The organism is Paenibacillus sp. FSL R7-0048 (assembly GCF_038004505.1).
In the GTDB taxonomy this organism is placed as follows: domain Bacteria; phylum Bacillota; class Bacilli; order Paenibacillales; family Paenibacillaceae; genus Paenibacillus_AQ; species Paenibacillus_AQ odorifer.
Genome location: NZ_JBBORF010000001.1, coordinates 7,095,844 through 7,112,062, shown reverse-complemented (window position 1 = coordinate 7,112,062; position 16,219 = coordinate 7,095,844). Strand labels below are relative to the sequence as shown.

The 16,219-nt window shown below is 43.4% G+C and carries 14 protein-coding genes; 8 read left to right on the top strand and 6 right to left on the bottom strand.

Features of this window, described 5'->3' with window-relative positions; all coding sequences use genetic code 11:
* Positions 1-66: 66 nt before the first annotated feature.
* The 6 genes from NSQ91_RS31470 (at position 67) to NSQ91_RS31445 (ending at position 8,010) form a co-directional block, all read left to right on the top strand.
* Positions 67-1,449 (top strand): SMI1/KNR4 family protein, encoded by a 1,383-nt coding sequence (locus NSQ91_RS31470; protein ID WP_076303515.1) that lies wholly within the window; start codon positions 67-69, stop codon positions 1,447-1,449.
* A gap of 265 nt (positions 1,450-1,714) precedes the next feature.
* Positions 1,715-2,761 (top strand): zinc-dependent alcohol dehydrogenase, encoded by a 1,047-nt coding sequence (locus NSQ91_RS31465; RefSeq protein WP_254848691.1) that lies wholly within the window; start codon positions 1,715-1,717, stop codon positions 2,759-2,761.
* 36 nt (positions 2,762-2,797) lie between these two features.
* Positions 2,798-4,738 carry an alpha-amylase gene (locus NSQ91_RS31460; RefSeq protein ID WP_081391769.1) on the top strand — a complete coding sequence of 647 codons (1,941 nt, stop codon included), beginning with the start codon at positions 2,798-2,800 and terminating at the stop codon, positions 4,736-4,738.
* A 15-nt stretch (positions 4,739-4,753) separates the two neighbouring features.
* Positions 4,754-5,890 carry a sugar ABC transporter substrate-binding protein gene (locus NSQ91_RS31455; protein ID WP_076303516.1) on the top strand — a complete coding sequence of 379 codons (1,137 nt, stop codon included), beginning with the start codon at positions 4,754-4,756 and terminating at the stop codon, positions 5,888-5,890.
* A gap of 20 nt (positions 5,891-5,910) precedes the next feature.
* Positions 5,911-6,570, top strand: a complete 660-nt coding sequence (locus NSQ91_RS31450; RefSeq protein WP_036682374.1) for a dihydrofolate reductase family protein — start codon at positions 5,911-5,913, stop codon at positions 6,568-6,570.
* A 75-nt stretch (positions 6,571-6,645) separates the two neighbouring features.
* Positions 6,646-8,010, top strand: coding sequence for an MATE family efflux transporter (locus tag NSQ91_RS31445; protein WP_076132870.1), 1,365 nt, complete (start codon positions 6,646-6,648; stop codon positions 8,008-8,010).
* 270 nt (positions 8,011-8,280) lie between these two features.
* Here NSQ91_RS31445 and NSQ91_RS31440 read toward each other — a convergent pair whose 3' ends face one another.
* The 3 genes from NSQ91_RS31440 to pdxR form a co-directional block, all read right to left on the bottom strand.
* Entirely contained in the window at positions 8,281-8,853 is a 573-nt protein-coding gene (locus NSQ91_RS31440) for a DUF4352 domain-containing protein (protein ID WP_052097390.1), read from the bottom strand.
* A gap of 272 nt (positions 8,854-9,125) precedes the next feature.
* Positions 9,126-9,776 carry a hypothetical protein gene (locus NSQ91_RS31435; protein WP_143763829.1) on the bottom strand — a complete coding sequence of 217 codons (651 nt, stop codon included), beginning with the start codon at positions 9,774-9,776 and terminating at the stop codon, positions 9,126-9,128.
* Positions 9,777-10,070: 294 nt separating this feature from the next.
* A complete protein-coding gene (pdxR, locus tag NSQ91_RS31430) occupies positions 10,071-11,501 on the bottom strand; it encodes a MocR-like pyridoxine biosynthesis transcription factor PdxR (RefSeq protein ID WP_076303517.1) in 1,431 nt (476 codons plus the stop codon).
* 153 nt (positions 11,502-11,654) lie between these two features.
* On the opposite strand from pdxR, the gene NSQ91_RS31425 reads away from it, so the two are divergent.
* Positions 11,655-12,203, top strand: a complete 549-nt coding sequence (locus NSQ91_RS31425) for a pyridoxamine 5'-phosphate oxidase family protein (protein WP_036682364.1) — start codon at positions 11,655-11,657, stop codon at positions 12,201-12,203.
* 153 nt (positions 12,204-12,356) lie between these two features.
* Here the strand turns inward: NSQ91_RS31425 and NSQ91_RS31420 are convergent, their stop codons facing one another.
* The 3 genes from NSQ91_RS31420 to NSQ91_RS31410 all read right to left on the bottom strand — a co-directional run bounded on the left by NSQ91_RS31420 (position 12,357) and on the right by NSQ91_RS31410 (position 15,470).
* Positions 12,357-13,016: a hypothetical protein gene (locus NSQ91_RS31420; protein WP_076124251.1), complete on the bottom strand. Its 660-nt coding sequence runs from the start codon at positions 13,014-13,016 to the stop codon at positions 12,357-12,359.
* Positions 13,017-13,151: 135 nt separating this feature from the next.
* The gene (locus NSQ91_RS31415; RefSeq protein WP_076124249.1) at positions 13,152-13,727 is read right to left on the bottom strand and encodes a C39 family peptidase; all 576 of its coding nucleotides are present in this window, start codon (positions 13,725-13,727) and stop codon (positions 13,152-13,154) included.
* A 267-nt stretch (positions 13,728-13,994) separates the two neighbouring features.
* Complete coding sequence (locus NSQ91_RS31410) at positions 13,995-15,470, bottom strand: DHA2 family efflux MFS transporter permease subunit (RefSeq protein ID WP_076303518.1); 1,476 nt, start codon at positions 15,468-15,470, stop codon at positions 13,995-13,997.
* Between the two features lie 166 nt (positions 15,471-15,636).
* Between NSQ91_RS31410 and NSQ91_RS31405 the strand changes: the two genes are divergently transcribed.
* Positions 15,637-16,191: a TetR/AcrR family transcriptional regulator gene (locus NSQ91_RS31405; RefSeq protein WP_076124245.1), complete on the top strand. Its 555-nt coding sequence runs from the start codon at positions 15,637-15,639 to the stop codon at positions 16,189-16,191.
* Positions 16,192-16,219 lie beyond the last annotated feature (28 nt).

Genomic DNA, 16,219 nt, shown 5'->3' with positions numbered 1-16,219 from the left:
GTAGAATAGGGAAAACCATATTTCTCTATATTCTAGTAACTTGATTATAAGCTTGGGAGGTAGACCATGGACAAAGAACTAATCGCACAGCTGACACAGTGGCATGAAGATGATGAACACCAGAAGATTGTAGACACTCTGATGGAGATTCCTCCAGCGGACAGAGATTACGAGATGGTCAGCAGTCTGGCAAGAGCGTATAACAATTTGGAACGTTATGAAGAAGCCCTTGAACACTTCGCGAAGATTGCGGAACAAGGACAGAATGATTATCTGTGGCATTTTCGTGTGGGATATTCCTACTATTATTTGAATCGATATGAGGAAGCGGTGAGAGTGCTGGGTATTGCCCATGACCTCGATCCGGATGATGAGAATACGGCCATGTTTCTGAAATTCAGCCAGCGCAAGCTACGCAAAGAACAACACGCCGCAGCCAGACAGGCAATCAGAGAGCAACATAATGATTCGGGGACGACTGCAACTCCTTTTGAAGGGATGGACCTCTCCGAATTTTGGAAAGATAGCGATTATGCGCTAAAAGAATATGTTTCGGCCCCGCCTACGGATGAGCTGATTGCTTCTGTAGAAGAAGAACTGGGTTACAAGCTTCCTGCCTCTTATATCAGTCTGATGAAGCAGCACAATGGGGGAGTGCCTTATAATACTTGTTTTCCTACGGAGGATGCGACCTCATGGGCTGAGGATCATATTGCGATTACGGGCATTATGGGCATCGGACGTGAGAAAAGCTATTCACTCTGCGGCGATCTCGGCAGTCCGTTTATGATTGAGGAGTGGGGATACCCTGACATTGGCGTGGTAATTTGTGATTGCCCTTCGGCAGGTCATGATGTCGTGATGCTGGATTACCGGAATTGCGGGAAGGACGGTGAACCCGAGGTGATTCATGTGGATCAGGAAGATAATTATGAGATTACGTTTCTGGCCCCAGACTTCGAGACGTTTATACGTGGCCTGGTGAGTGATGAGGAATACGACACCTCTGAAGAAGATAAAGAGGAGGATTTGCGCAAAGTAGCCGTAGGCCAATTCTCACCATTGCTTGCGAAGCTGTGCAGCCATGTGTCTGAGGTGGATCAGCTTGAGCAGAAGATCCGTAAAGTATGTACCCGAATCGTTGAAGAGAAGGGACATTTCTCCTTTCATGCGGATGAGCTTTCTACTCTGATGTATGATGTGCAGTTCTGGCTATACACAAGCTCTTATCCAAATACAAGCCGTCAACAATATCTGGATGTATATGAAGAAATGATTGCTTTTGGCGGCGAGTTCGGCCAAGGCGGGTATGCTCCCGGCTGGATCAGCGATTGGCTGGATGGCCGAATACGGGAAGGACTGATCGTTCAGGAAAACGGCGTGCTTAGCTTCACAGATCAAGCCCGTTCTGAGGTCATTGCACGGCTGGAAGCGGAAGCTGCAAAATAGGAGACGTTGATTCGGGATTTATTTCCTCGCGGAACTCGATTGATCACGATAGTATTCAAGGGTCATCCCACAAGGGATGGCCCTTAAACTTGCCGTTTCAGACAGTGCACTCCGCATAATAAGCGAAAGAAAATTAAAGCGCTTACTCGTGAGTGTTTATATAAAAATGTAATTATTAACATTTTTCGACAACATTCACCTTACTTTTACATGGTAGTTATGATATATTCTGGGCGAATATGGATAACAAAAAAGAGAAAGGGGAATGAGTATGGAAGCGTTGGTGTGGACATCCAATCATAAGCTGGAGCTCTGCGAATGGGAAGAGCCGCAGATTGCAGCACCGGATGAAGTCAAGATCCGGATTGAGATGACAGGTGTATGTGGAACAGATTTAGCAGTCATAACTGGGAAAGAGGAGGGGGTTCCAGGGGTCATTCGGGGTCATGAGGCAGTAGGGACTGTAATCCAAATCGGCAGCAACGTTGACCGTGTTAAGGTAGGCGACCGAGTAGTTATCGATCCGAATCAAAGCTGTGATGAATGCTATTTTTGCTTGAAGAAACAGCCGCACCTCTGTACGGGCATCGATGGAAATGGGATGCCTATTGCGGGTTTGAATCGAAATGGGACATTCACTTTTTTTTACTCAACTGCACAAACGTTTGCACACCGTCTTCCCGATCATATGAGCTGGGAGACGGGGGTTTTGATTGAGCCGCTTGCCTGTGTACTGCACAATTTCAAAGAAGCCAATGTCACAGCAGACGACAAGGTACTCATTCTTGGATCGGGTCCAATGGGACTGTTAAGCCAAATTGTGAGCAAGTCGAAATCTGCGCTCACGGTAGCGACTGAAGTTAATCCCTTTCGGCTAGCTTTTGCCAAAGAGATCTCAGATTTTGCTCTAACCCCTGCCCAATTAAATCAAGCTACCGTAGACAAAATCTGTGCGGGACATAAGTTTGATGTGATTATCGATACGGTGGGCACTCAACTCGAAATGGCGGAAAAGTGGATTGAACGTGGAGGCCGCATCGTTCCTTTTGGTATTAATGCGAAGTATCGCTACACCTTTTCCCCTACCAAATTCGTGCAGCATGCAATAAAAATTATAGCAGCAGGTGAATACCGCTACATGTTCGAGGAAGCTTTGCGGTTTGCCGCTGAAACTCCTGAAATGGAGAAACTAGTAACTAGAAAAGTTAAGCTCAGTCAGCATGAAGCAGCGATAGATGAGTTAATCGGCTATGAATTGAACTCTTTGAAGGTGGTTGGGAGTGAAACCGTAAAGACGGTTTTTGTTCCCTAAACGTAAGACTACAATCAATGAGAGGTGGCACTGTTGATGAGCAATGATAGCAAATTCAGATTAATTCAAGATTACTTGTCTACACAAAAGGCCAAAGAGGTAGAGCCAATTTGGATACCCGCAGTGTGGAATGAGTGCCAATATGAACGTGTTCTTTTAGAAAAAGAGGGTGAAATTTGTGTACACCCGTATGATTTTTTGACTGATCATTTGAAATATGTGGACAGGCTTTCGTGGAGATATCTGCTTAAGGAACGCATAAATCTGGACGATAGCGCGATCTATTCTTCGCTTATTCGCTATTCTACGGCTTGGGATTACAACCATGACGGAAAAATTGAATCGGGTACTTTTTTAAGATTCTTTATTCTTCTGCCTCTGCTAAAGAAAATGGGCATCAATATTCTGTACATGCTTCCAGTTAACCAGTACAGCAAGTTGAATCTGAAGGGGGATATTGGGTCCCCTTACGCAGTGCAATCGTTATTCCATTTGGACGAGAACCTGCACGATAGCCTATTGGATGATATGGAGGAGTTTACGATCCACGATGAGCTCAGCGCTTTGGTAGAGGCTTGTCATTTACTTGATATTAAGACTGTTGTTGATTTCATTCCCCGTGTGACGGCGAAAAACAGTGTGTTCATTACCGAGCATCCTGAATGGGTATATTGGATCAAAATGGACGAATTAGAAGGCTTTGCGCCGCCCGCAATTCCCCAGCTTGGATTTTTTGAGGAGTGTACGCCGGACAAATTGGAGACGGTCTACCGCAGCCAGGAGACAGCAGTATTTCTGCGGAAGTTCACGCCACCGCCCAATGAACTCCATCCAATTCTTTGGCAGCACTTAAAGGAGAAAGCTGCTAAAACTGGAGATGAGCTATTAACTTTGGTGGAGCAAGAGATGGGGATAACGACTGCTCCAGCGCATTCGGATTGGATAAATGATGTGCAGCCGATTTGGACAGACATTACGTTCTTACGCCTCTACAAGGATTTCTCTCCGCAAGTGAGACATCTTATAAGTCCGGATCAGGCGCCATATGTCCTTTTTGATACGATTAAATGTAATGACTACCCGGGAGAGGAGCCGAATCTGGAGCTGTGGGATGTTCTGGAGGAGGCAGTACGGGTTAATCTCGAAAAATATGGGATTGACGGCTTCCGCATCGACATCGGACACGTGCTTCCTATTCCGTTGTTGACTCGTATTTTTGACACGATTAAAGAGATGAATCCAAATGCGATCTTAATCAGCGAAGATTTGTTCAATCGCAACCACAAGAAGGCGGCAAGCACCGGCTATAACATTATGCTTGGCAGTGGGTGGAACGTCATGACACAAATTACTAAAGACAATCTCGTTTCATTCTTAGAAGAGCTGCCTGAGTTGAATATTCATGTATTTGCTTGTGCAGAAACAGCAGATACTCCTCGGATCACCAGCCGTGGCGGTGTTGAGGTTGCTCGGATGATTGCGGTATTTAATCAATTTCTTCCGAACGCAATTCCATACGTGACGACGGGTTATGAAATGAATGAGGAGCAGCCGCTCAACTGTGGTCTTGGAGACAACACGAACGGAGAGGAGATTTCCCGAGCTTTTTTTAACGTCATGCAAATTAATTGGACCAATCCTACACCGATGCTGCCGCTGTTGGCGGAGCTAAGTGAAATCAAGAGAGATTGGCGCCACCTAGTGAAGCCGGAAAACTTTTTCGTGGCTCAATCCCCGGAAGGTATTGTTCTGTATGGGTATATGCAAGGGGATGAAACGCTGCTGTGCTGCTTTAACTTGAGTGCTGATGCTTTCTGTCAAGTTGATTTGAAGGTAGCCGTACCTGGCCGATGCCCAATGACGGTAACACTGGATAGTTCCTTAACGGGTAGCAGCGTAGGTCAGGCGTTCGAATGCTTGCTGCTTGCGCCTAATCAGGCTCTAGTGCTCGTAAACAATCATAGACAATTTAGGTAAGGGAGAGAGGCTGCAATGGAAAAGAACAATAAGGAAGTCGTGATATGGCATGAGTTTGATGGTCCGGGAGATACCTCGATTGAGGTGCTGGAGGGAATTTGTAAGCTGTATACTGAGCGCTTTGGGGTACAAATTACGCCACAAGTCATGAATATTACGGAGCTGACTGCGCGTCTGAACCAAATTAAGGACACCCAGCAAGGTCCGCATCTGGCGATGGTTCCTGCCGACATGTCCTCCTATGTTGAGAACGGTCTTTACTCCGAAGTGCCGGGCGGGCTATTTGACGATACGCTGACTGAGGGTGCTCTTTCAACGATGCAAATGAATGGTGTTCAGTATGGTATCCCGGTATTGCGGGGCAATCATCTGGTTGTGTATTACAACCCGTCGATTTACCCTAGTGCGCCGACGACATGGGACGTGTTCGAAGAGGCAGCAGAAAGGTTATCCGCCCAAGGTATCGTACCGATTGGAGCAGACTTACAGCAAGGCTATTGGTTTATTCCGTTCCTTACAGCTTTCGGCGGCTGGCCTGTACAGAATGGAAAGCCGAATATCGTCACCTCTGAAATGAAGCAGGCGCTTCAGTTTATTAGCGACAAGATGGATCAAGGCGTGCTCGTTAGTCTCGATGGCTCCACAGGACTGCTTGAGCAGTTCATTGACGGTAAGATCGGCGCCATTATTTGTGGCGAGTGGATTTATAACCATCTAGATAAGCATATGAACAATAGGCTTGCGGTTTGCCAGCTTCCGAGCATCGAAGGGCGGCAATCGTTATCCATGTCTTCTTCTATTGGCCTGATCTACCCTAATCATTCATTAACGTCCGAGGAGCGGGAAGATATTTTATCATTCACGTGTTTTATGCTGAGTGACGAATGCCAATCGATGTGGACGCTGGGTGTACAGCGGATTCCGGCTCAGGAAGAGGTACTGAACCGTCTAGCTGCCTCTGCTGCGCCTAACAAAAAGATGATTTTATCGCTTCTAGATCACTCACGGCCGATGCCGACTTATCCCTTCATGATCCATGTATGGGAGGCGTTAAATGCAGGTCTTATCGAGCTGCCCTTGAGCAATCCTGAACAAGCATTGAACAAAATAGAACAGACTATTCAAGCCTCTTGGGGCGCATTTAAAAGCTAATTAGAGATGGGGAGAGCCAAATGAAAACAACGATATTCAGCCAAATTTCTATTGATGGAAAGCTCACTATGGGCGCTGGTAATTCGAGTAAAGAGCTTTTTTCTTTATTTTCCAGTGAGGATATGGAATTTATTCATCTATTCCGGGGGAAGGTGCAGGGAATTATGGTCGGCAAAAATACAATTTTGACGGACAATCCCTTCCTTACTAATCGGTATGAGGAAAATAAAAATCCAATTCGTATCATTCCGACAACTACCTTGGATATTCCGCTAGATTGCAATGTACTCTCGGACCAAGGGAAGACGATTATTGTCACGACCGAGAAAGGACGGGATGAAGAAAAAATCAAACAGATCCGGCAAAGAGGGAAGGAGTGCCTTATCTGCGGCGAGGATAAAGTAGATTTTGTGGAGCTTGAACGTCAGTTGGAGGAGAACTATGGGATTACCAGTCTGATGGTCGAAGGCGGCGGATTCTTAAACTGGCATATTTTCAATCAGGATATCGTCGATGAGATTATTCTAATGCAGCTTCCAATCATCATAGGCGGCTCGACAAACATTACTTTAGTGGATGGAGACGGGTATCAGCAATTGAACTTTGCGAAAAAGTTCAAGGTTGTAGAAATTCAACCAAAAGATAACTACACGCTCATGCGCTACAAAAAGGTGATCTAACCTCACACTAAGTCATAGACTGCGAATGGCAATGGGTTCTGGAAAAATCGAGAATATGGGGGTTGTGAACGATACATGTCAGAGAAAGAAGATTTCTACAAAAGTGTTTATAAAATCGCTGTGCCCGTTACGCTTCAAAGCTTGCTGATGGCGTTGCTTAATTTGACGGATCAATTGATGGTTGGGCAGCTGGGAGATGTGGCAATTGCCTCGGTGGGGATGTCGACTAAAATATACGGGATCATCGCGGTTGTCTTGGCCGGTTTATCGACGGGTGTATCCATATATGCAGCCCAGTTTTGGGGAAATAAAGATTCCAAAAGCGTCTCTCAAGTACTGGGTCTCGGACTGATCACCGGCTTTGCGTTCTCATTCCTGTTCTCTGCGGCTGTCTTCATCGATTCGCCGCTCTTTCTGAGCCTGTTCACTACAGACGTGAATGTAATAGATGAGGGTTATATCTTTCTCCAGATAATGTCGATCGGTTTTGTGCCTGTCATGCTCACGATGATGTATTCCGCGATTTTACGCAGTACTGGCCATGCCAAATGGCCGATGTATGTAAGTCTAATTGCAGTCGGCTTGAATATTATACTGAATTACGTACTTATTTACGGTCATTTCGGTGCTCCTGCGCTTGGTCTGAAGGGCGCTGCCATTGCTACTCTTATCTCTAGGGTCTTCGAATGCTTGTTGATCATTGGTGCCGTGTACCGGTATCGTTTACCGGGAGCTGTCGGGTTAAAGAACTTATTCATCGTTCCTAAACCGCTCATTCGCAAGTTTTTTGGAACGACCTATCCGCTGCTACTGACTGAATTGATTTGGGTATTGGGTGAAACGGCATATGCGGTCATTTATAGCCGTATGGGGACGATGGAAATGACTGCAATGACCATTACCTTCCCACTTCAGGGTCTTTGCATCGGTTTATTATCGGGTCTGGCTAGTGCAGCAGGGGTAATGGTTGGCAACCGTTTGGGTGCGAATGAATCTGATATCGCACTCGATCATGCGAAAAGGTTCATTCGTCTAGGCATCATTATCTCTCTGATCGTCGGGGTTATCATTGCGGCAGGCTCGAAGCTGTATGTCTCTGCGTTCAATATCTCCGAGGACGCTAAACAAATGAGCATGTATATCGTTATCGTGTTTGCTGGATTTCTTTGGGTCAAAGTATCCAATATGATTATAGCCGGCGGTATTCTAAACAGCGGAGGAGACAGCAAGTTCGTATTCGGCATGGAGTCTACCGCAACGTGGCTGATAGGTGTTCCATCCGGGCTGTTGCTGTCATACATTTGGAAGCAACCTGTCTACCTTGTGTATCTCGTCATCTCGCTGGAGGAGGTTGTCCGCTTTGGCTTCGGCTACGCCCGGATTTACTCCCGTAAGTGGATGAGAAATTTAGTTAGTGATCTGGCTGAAAAAGCTATGTAATGTACGACCTGATTGGGTCGATGTGGAGTATTAACCTCCCCTAAATTGGATATCTCTTCACTTAACAATGCAAAAGGTACTGCCTCAAGGTAGTGCCTTTTGCATTGATTTTTAAATATTCAGTTGTTAACTGCCAAGTATCTTAACCACTACGTTTTAAAGCACCAGTTACTTCGTTGACGGTTATTTTGATCATAAAGTAGAATTTTTACTTCGAAGAAGTAACAAAAAACCACCAACTTACATTGGTGGTTTACGATCCATATAGTATTATTTCAATTCAATCTGTCCTTGTTCGGTTCCCCAGAACCCAGTTTGGACATTTAAAAGAAAGCCAGTCATATCTTCTGGGATTTCAAATACTACATTGCCTGTTTGAGCCAATCCAGGATTGATTCCTTCATATAAAAAATAGTCTCCGGAAGTAGTAATCAACGTTGACGGGTTATACGTAACTTCATCTTTTAGGAGTTGAAAGTATGATGAGTCTGTGGTAATCATTTTTTTACCAGCATTTTTAACAGTTACATTTACTACTAGGAAAATACTTCCGTCAGCACTAGGTGAGTAGGATAAGTAATTTCCATCTTTAATTTCCTTGGTAGTAGTTACCTTGTTAACTTTAAAAACAACATCGCCAACTTGTAATTCCTCTCCTTTTTTTGCTAGTTTTTTCGCATCTTCTTTTGAGGTGCCCTTTGTTTCTACAGAGTTTGCGGTGGTATTAGATTTGCTAGTTGTGTCGTTTGAACTATCCTTATCTTTAGCAAATATACCAATAACAATGATTAGTACAATTAAAGCGATGAATCCCAGACACCCGATTTTAAAAATCTTTTTCAAATAAAACCCTCCCAATTAGGTAATTTGAACCATTATGTGTACTATTAATATATCGGAAATTCCAGAAAATTCTTTATAAGGATTATGCTTTTTTTGAAAAAATTGTTTATAAGGAAAGTTGAGTAAACCGATATGCCTTTGAGTAGTTTCTTGGTAAGTTTTTAATAGTATTAGAGTGCAGTGTTTGAATATTTCTCGGGAGCCGTAGATGAGAGAAAAATAAGCCGCACTCCATGAAAAGAGCGGCCTATTTCTTTTTACATTTACTTAGGTTACTTACGTCTTCTGAGATAGGCCCAGATCACAAATACCGCTGCTAGAGCAATAATGGCGCTAATGGTGATAGACCTTGTTAGGTGATTATTATCGTCCGGGTAATACACGGAAGCAATGGTTTCCCAACCATCCTGCTCGTCATCGGAAGAGTCGTTCTGCATCGTCTGCAACACATCTATTAAATGTTCTGGGGTTTGAGGCTCTAAATTACTGGTTAGTCCTTTGGCTTCTGCCGATGAGGCTTGTTGTGGAACAATGATGAATTCCTGATTGTCTTTCTTGAAGGCAGCTATATATTCGTCGCGCTCACGGATTAGTGTGGGCTCACTCCCTTCACCCTCAGCCTGTAGAGATTGAATGACATAGGCTAGAGTATCAGGATTCCCTCCAAACTCAGTAACTTGAAAAGACCCGTTTGAATCCTTTTGAATGATCATTTTAGATTTGGGCACTCCGCTCGATAAAATAAGAAACTCCCAGATCTCTTGGGGGGTGACCGTTTCAATCAGACTATCGGAAGCCGCCCTAAGCTTAGCACCATCAATAAAATGAATTTGCATTCCTTCGCCTACGGTAATTATACTAATCTCTGCTTCATTGCTGTAACCGTATCCTTTAGGGTCTTTAGAAAGCCCTTCTCTAGTCAATGTTAATCCTTCTTTATTCGCAAAAGAAATAACATCTTCAGCTATGGCCTGAGCCCATGCAGGCAAGGGAAAAGTCAGAAATAATAAAAATAAAGCTATGGTTAACAACAGCATTTTCTTAATGGGAAGCCCTCCTAAAAAATATTTTCTGAAGCCATAAAGTCCCCATCTCCAGGTTCTATCGCAGTTTCAATTTACCATATATTAACTTTCGTTTGAAGTTTCAATGGTTTCATAAATCTAAAATAGTCTATGGACTGTTCAACAAATTTTGTGAGTGCTGCGGAAATGATTTTATAGGATCAGCTCCGCAAGACGATGAATACCCTGCTCAATCGCTGCCTCATTTACTTTTGCAAACCCTAATACCCATCCTTTTCTTTTGCTATCCAAACAATAGGGTCCAAGAGGGTACACACGTATTCCATGTTGTAGGGCTAACTTTGTCACAGCTTCTTCGTCGAATGTTTCCTCAGCTTCTAATAACATATGTAATCCAGTTTCTACTCCACTGAGCGTGAAGCGCTCCCCTAAACCGCTAGCCATAATAGCTTTTGCCATGACCTCGTGTCTTCGCCGGTACACGTTTCTGACTCTTCGCATATGGCGCATAAAATGACCATTTTTAATGAAGTGGGTTAGTGTTAGCTGATCCATAATCGGAAGATGACGGTAAGTCAGCTCCTGCACCTTCGCTAGCTGAGCAATTGCCTCGACTGATCCAACAATAGCCGAAATACGAATGCCTGGTGCAATCATTTTAGAGAAACTCATGAGATACAAAGTATTATTAGATGCCTGACTAAACAGCGTTGGCAGCGGCTCCCCACGATATCGAAATTCACTATCATAATCGTCTTCAATGATCCAAAATCGTTCTTGAACGGCCTTATGCAGCAATTGTTGCCGGCGGGGCTCCGACATAACGACCCCTACTGCGCACTGGTGGGAAGGGGTGGCAAAGACCAGTTTGGATTGCGGGTGAATATGCTCAACCACTAGACCATACTCATCAACAGGAACGGGTACCACATTCATACGGCGGTATTTCATTGCCATCCAAGCAGCTGGGAAACCTGGATCTTCTACTGAGACAGTGTCCCCATCAGCTAAAAGTGACTGTGCGATTAAGTCAATACTATGCTGAGCTCCTGAGGTCAACAGAATCTGATTGGTTTGGACATGTATGCCCCGTTCAAGTGATAAATAACGCTGTATTTGCTCACGTAATGGTGTGTACCCGTAGCAGTTACCGTAAGCCCAGCTTGATAAATCCATTTCAGCGGATGCCTGGAGCAGCGATTGCCGCCAGTTTTTTTGGAATTGTTCGTCCAAATAGGGTTCATGGGGACTGAAATCAATATCCACTTCTAGCGGCTCTTTACCTCTGAACCAGTCATGTAATTGATCAACAGCTGAGTCTAGCAAGGAGAGTGAAGGAGGTGTGGGGCCCTCTGTTTCTATTTCCTTCGTTGATATAGCGACTTGCTTCCATGTACTAACTCGCGTCCCTCCCCGGCGGGAGGTAACTGTATAACCCCGACTTAACAATTCCTCATAGACGATCTGTATAGTTGAGCGGGAGACACCTACGATGTGCGCAAGTTCGCGGGTAGGAATCAGTAGTTCTCCTGGTGCCCAGACTCCGCTAGTAATATTATGGATCGCTTGATCAAGCAATTGCTGCCAGATCGGTCTCTTATCATTACGAATTACTTTCATCATCGTACATACCTCCAAATAGAAACTCCAATCATAAAAAGCTGATTATGGATTGCTCTAAACAGCGAATTATGGATATTTTAATGCAATCCATTCATTGATATACTACCGTAACAACGCAGGTATCCGCAATTTAAATAAAAGGAGAGATTCGATATGAATTCGGTTCGTTACAAGACCAGGGAATGCCTAGATCAAGAGAAGATTGAAAGGTTCCTTCACCAAACGAGATTAGGTTATCTGGGGTTGGTTGATGGGAACCTCCCTTATGTTGTGCCACTTAATTATGTATGGACTGAAGGGAAACTGTATATTCATGGGGCTGGAGATGGAAGACGTAATCAGGTCATGCGTGATAATCCGGAGGTATGTTTTACGGTATGTGAGGAATATGGAACTATTACAGATCCGGTACCAGCCAAAACGGATACAGCTTATATGAGCGTAATGATTTTTGGACAAGCAGAACCAATTTCAGATTTGGATGAAGCCACACACGTACTTCAGGAATTGATCAATAAATACGTACCGGGTTATTATAATCGCCCCTTGTCCAAGCAGCATGTGGAAAAGTATAGATCGGCTGTATTTGGCGGTCCGGTTCAAGTTTATCGGGTAATTCCGTATCATATCACGGCAAAAGAAAGTCCTATTGAAGCAGAAAAAATGTATAAAAGGGGCATGGGTACTGGACGAGATGTTTAGCCGCAAGATACCATTACAAATGGTGTTATGCTAACGAGGTCTTTGGCAGCCTTTATGTCCTAATCATATGGGGAGAGGGAGGCTTTTTAGAGGTACTATCTATCAAAGTAGGCCGCAATCCAATGAAGGAGGGCGGCCTACTTATTTTTACATTTATTTAGGTTGTTTACGTCTTCTGAGATAGGCCCAGAACACAAATACCGCTACTAGAGCAATAATGGCGCTAATGGTGATAGACCTTGTTAGATGATTATTATCGTCCGCATAATATGCGGAAGCAATGGTTCCCGACCCATCCTGCTCGTCATCGGAAGAATCGTTCTGCATCGTTTGTAACACATCAATTAAATGCCCGGGTGCTTGAGGCTCCGAAATATTGCTTAGTCCTTTTGTTTCTGCTGATGAGGCTTGTTGTGGGGCGATGATTAGTTCCTGATTGTCTTTCTTGAAGGCAGCTATATATTCGTCCCGCTCACGGATAAGTGTAGGCTCACTCACTTCACCCTCAGCTTCTAGTGAATGAATAGCATAGGCCAAAGTATTAGGATTTCCTCCAAACTCAGTAACTTGATAGGACCCGTTTGAATCCTTTTGAATGATCATTTTAGATTTGGGTATTCCGCCCGATAAAATAAGAAACTCCCAGTTGTCTTGGGGTGTGACCGTTTCAATCAGACTATCGGAAGCCGCCCTAAGCTTAGCGCCATCAATAAAATGAATCTGCATTCCTTGACCTACGGTAATTTCACTAATCTCTGCTTCATTGTTGTAACCATACCCTTCAGGATCTTTAGATAGCCCTTCTTTAATCAATGTTAATCCTTCTGTATTTGCAAAAGAAACAACATCTTCAGTTACGGTCTGAGCCCATACAGGTGAGAAAAAAGTCAGAAATAAAACGAATGAAGTTACAGTTAACAGCAGCGTTTTCTTAATGGGAAGCCCTCCTTAAATATATTTGTTGAAGCCATGAAGTCCCCATCTCCAGGTTCTATCGTAGCTGGAGCCACCTTTAACGTTGGTGTATAACATGGAGGTTTTTGTGCCCCCACTCGGGTTCATGTGTTGAATCCAATCATTTCCACTATATGTGTCGTACCCATAGATAACTACTGCGTGCCCGCCACCGGTAGCACTATTCCATTTCCAGCTTACATATATAGGACTGCCAACATTATCAATCTGGTTTTTTACATCGCTGTAAGATAGTGCTCCTGTATGATTCCAACTGGAGACACCATAATCATGAATGCCTTCTTGAACAGTTCCATAAGATTCACTCTCGTCTGTTGTACAGCCGGAGGTTCCCTTCACATGATCATAAAAAGAACATTGGCTTACAGAGATTCCGTAATATTGAAGTATGGTAACGCTAGTCGCAGCCCAGCACCAATTATTCTTAGCTTGTGTAGCTGTAGGGTAGCCAATTAAATTAGTCGCATATGCTTGGGAAACAAAAGAAAAAAGAAAGACTGAAACAAAGGTTCCAACAAGCATCAATCTCTTTTTTAAAGATAATTTCATGAATGGAATCAGCTCCTTATTATGGATTAATATTCCTTTTAATAACACTATTAAAATACCATATATTAACTTATGTGTAAAGTTTAAATATTTTTTCGTTTTTATAATAGAGTCTACACATTTGATATGGAGAGGGGGATATTGATATGGATAAGGAAATATTGATGCTCGTAGGAATACGTGCTCCAATGATCCAAAGCAAGCCATTCATAACAAAAGCCACTCCGCTAAGGAATGGCTTTTCTTCATTTACTCTGTAATTACTAGTTACAACTGAGGTTCTTCCTTGCTAACTAGGTTTGCTTTCTTTTCAATCATGAGCTTGTTTTTCGTGGGCATAAATAAGGTTATAACAAATGCGGCAATGGATAAAATCATCATGAAGTAGTAGGCGTCACTTGCCCCAAGAATTGATGTAAGGGATTTAAGAATCTCAGGAGTAGTGGAGGGATTGTTCAGCATCACTGTAGTTGCATGACTTGTTGCCTGCACTGTATAAATTGTAATTACGACAGCAGTACCAATGGCCCCGGCAATTTGGCGAACGGTATTGTTCACAGCTGTACCATGAGTGCCAAGTTGTTTGGGCAACGCATTTAGCCCGGCTGTATTGAGTGGCATAGTAATGAAGCTTAATCCAATTCGCAGGCCAATGGTACGAATCATTAGATACGTATACGTAGTTGATTCAGATAAATCTGTTACCGCCCACATAGATGGAATAATAAACAATAGACCAATGATGAACAGCGGCTTCGCACCGAAACGGTCGTATAGTTTACCGGTGACGGGTGACATGAACGCATTTACGAGTGCGCCCGGCAACAATAGTAGTCCTGCATCAAATGCTGTAAACCCGCGGCCATTCTGCAGATAAATAGGCAATAAGATCATATCTGCGTACATCATCATCGTGATTAATACGTTAATAAGAGACGTCATCGTAAACACTTTATTTTTGAAGACCGACAGGTTTAGCAGCGGATCATCCGATTTGATTTGTCGAAGACAGAATACGGCTGTTACCACGACCCCAATCCCTAAGGTCAGGATCACGATTACATCATCCCAGCCTTTACTGCCTGCACTACTGAAGCCGTATAAAATTAAGCCAAATCCGACGGTTGATAAAAGAACACTTATGACATCAAGCTTCGACTTAGACGTCTCAGATACATTCACTAAATACTTGAGTGCCAACGCTATAACAATGAGGACAAGTGGAATAAGCCCGATAAATAACCAGCGCCAAGAGTGGTATTCGACAACAAATCCCGCCAGTGTTGGCCCAATAGCCGGAGCGAATATCATCGCCAGTCCAAGCAGTCCCATAGCGCTGCCACGTTTTTCAACGGGGAAGATCGCCAGCACAACACTCATCATGAGCGGCATTATAATGCCAGCACCGGCAGCTTGGATCATTCGTCCGATTAAGAGTAGACTAAAGCTCGGCGCTGCTGCACAAATTATAGAACCGATTAATAAAAATGACATGGCACTTATAAATAATTGCCGTGTTGTAAAACGTTTCATTAAATAGGCCGTAATCGGAATCAAAATCCCGTTGATCAGCATAAATCCTGTTGAAATCCATTGTACGGTTGTTGCCGTGACATCAAATACATCCATCAGACTACTTAAGGCGACATTTAAAAGCGTCTGATTGAGTGTGGATAAGAAACAACCAAAGATTAAGATGGTTAGTAAGATCCCTTTATTTATTTTCTTAGTGTCTTCTTGCATGTTGCAGTCCTCTCTTCATTGCTTTTTCGACATAGTGTCAATAAAATAAATCATATCAGGATTTAAAAAGTATTCCTATTTGCAATTTTATTGAAAATGTCGACTAATCGACAGAATAGGTAAATTAGTTGATGAAATGCCATTTAAACGATAATAGAGGGATGAAATGACTGAACATAAAAGAGTTGACCCACGAGCTATTCGCTCAAAAAAGATGCTTAAGAACGCTGTTTTTTCATTATTGGCCGACAATGTGGAGATTTCGCAATTGACCGTCCAAAAAATCGCCAACCGCGCGGAACTAAATCGTGCAACGTTTTATTTGCATTATGAGGATATTAACGATTTATTGCGCCAGATCGTACATGAAATCTTCGATGACCTGTCCATGAAGGTTGAACCGCTATTACAAATGAAGAGCAACAACGAACAGGAGCAGCTGGTCACCTTTTTAAATTATTTTTTTGAATACCGGAAAGTTTTTGCTGTATTGATTGAGCATAAAGGCTTCAAAAAACACTTGACCAACCTGTTAAAAAGTACTGTCGAAAAACGAAGAAACGCGAGGAACATTGACCTTACTAAGGAGGTAGTCTCCGTTGATATTATTGCAGCCTCACTACTGGGGATTATTATGTGGTGGATTAAGGATGGCAACCAATATAGCGCTGAATACATAGCGGGGCAAATTACCTTGATGTATAAAAGAAGGTATTTATAAGGGCTTTTATGATATATTCAAGTAAAGT

Bases quoted from the DNA above. Each gene is read 5' to 3' on its own strand.
- NSQ91_RS31470 (WP_076303515.1), top strand. From the start codon at position 67: ATGGACAAAGAACTAATCGCACAGCTGACACAGTGGCATGAAGATGAT.
- NSQ91_RS31465 (WP_254848691.1), top strand. From the start codon at position 1,715: ATGAGTATGGAAGCGTTGGTGTGGACATCCAATCATAAGCTGGAGCTC.
- NSQ91_RS31460 (WP_081391769.1), top strand. From the start codon at position 2,798: ATGAGCAATGATAGCAAATTCAGATTAATTCAAGATTACTTGTCTACA.
- NSQ91_RS31455 (WP_076303516.1), top strand. From the start codon at position 4,754: ATGGAAAAGAACAATAAGGAAGTCGTGATATGGCATGAGTTTGATGGT.
- NSQ91_RS31450 (WP_036682374.1), top strand. From the start codon at position 5,911: ATGAAAACAACGATATTCAGCCAAATTTCTATTGATGGAAAGCTCACT.
- NSQ91_RS31445 (WP_076132870.1), top strand. From the start codon at position 6,646: ATGTCAGAGAAAGAAGATTTCTACAAAAGTGTTTATAAAATCGCTGTG.
- pdxR (WP_076303517.1), bottom strand. From the start codon at position 11,501: ATGATGAAAGTAATTCGTAATGATAAGAGACCGATCTGGCAGCAATTG.
- NSQ91_RS31425 (WP_036682364.1), top strand. From the start codon at position 11,655: ATGAATTCGGTTCGTTACAAGACCAGGGAATGCCTAGATCAAGAGAAG.
- NSQ91_RS31415 (WP_076124249.1), bottom strand. From the start codon at position 13,727: ATGAAATTATCTTTAAAAAAGAGATTGATGCTTGTTGGAACCTTTGTT.
- NSQ91_RS31410 (WP_076303518.1), bottom strand. From the start codon at position 15,470: ATGCAAGAAGACACTAAGAAAATAAATAAAGGGATCTTACTAACCATC.
- NSQ91_RS31405 (WP_076124245.1), top strand. From the start codon at position 15,637: ATGACTGAACATAAAAGAGTTGACCCACGAGCTATTCGCTCAAAAAAG.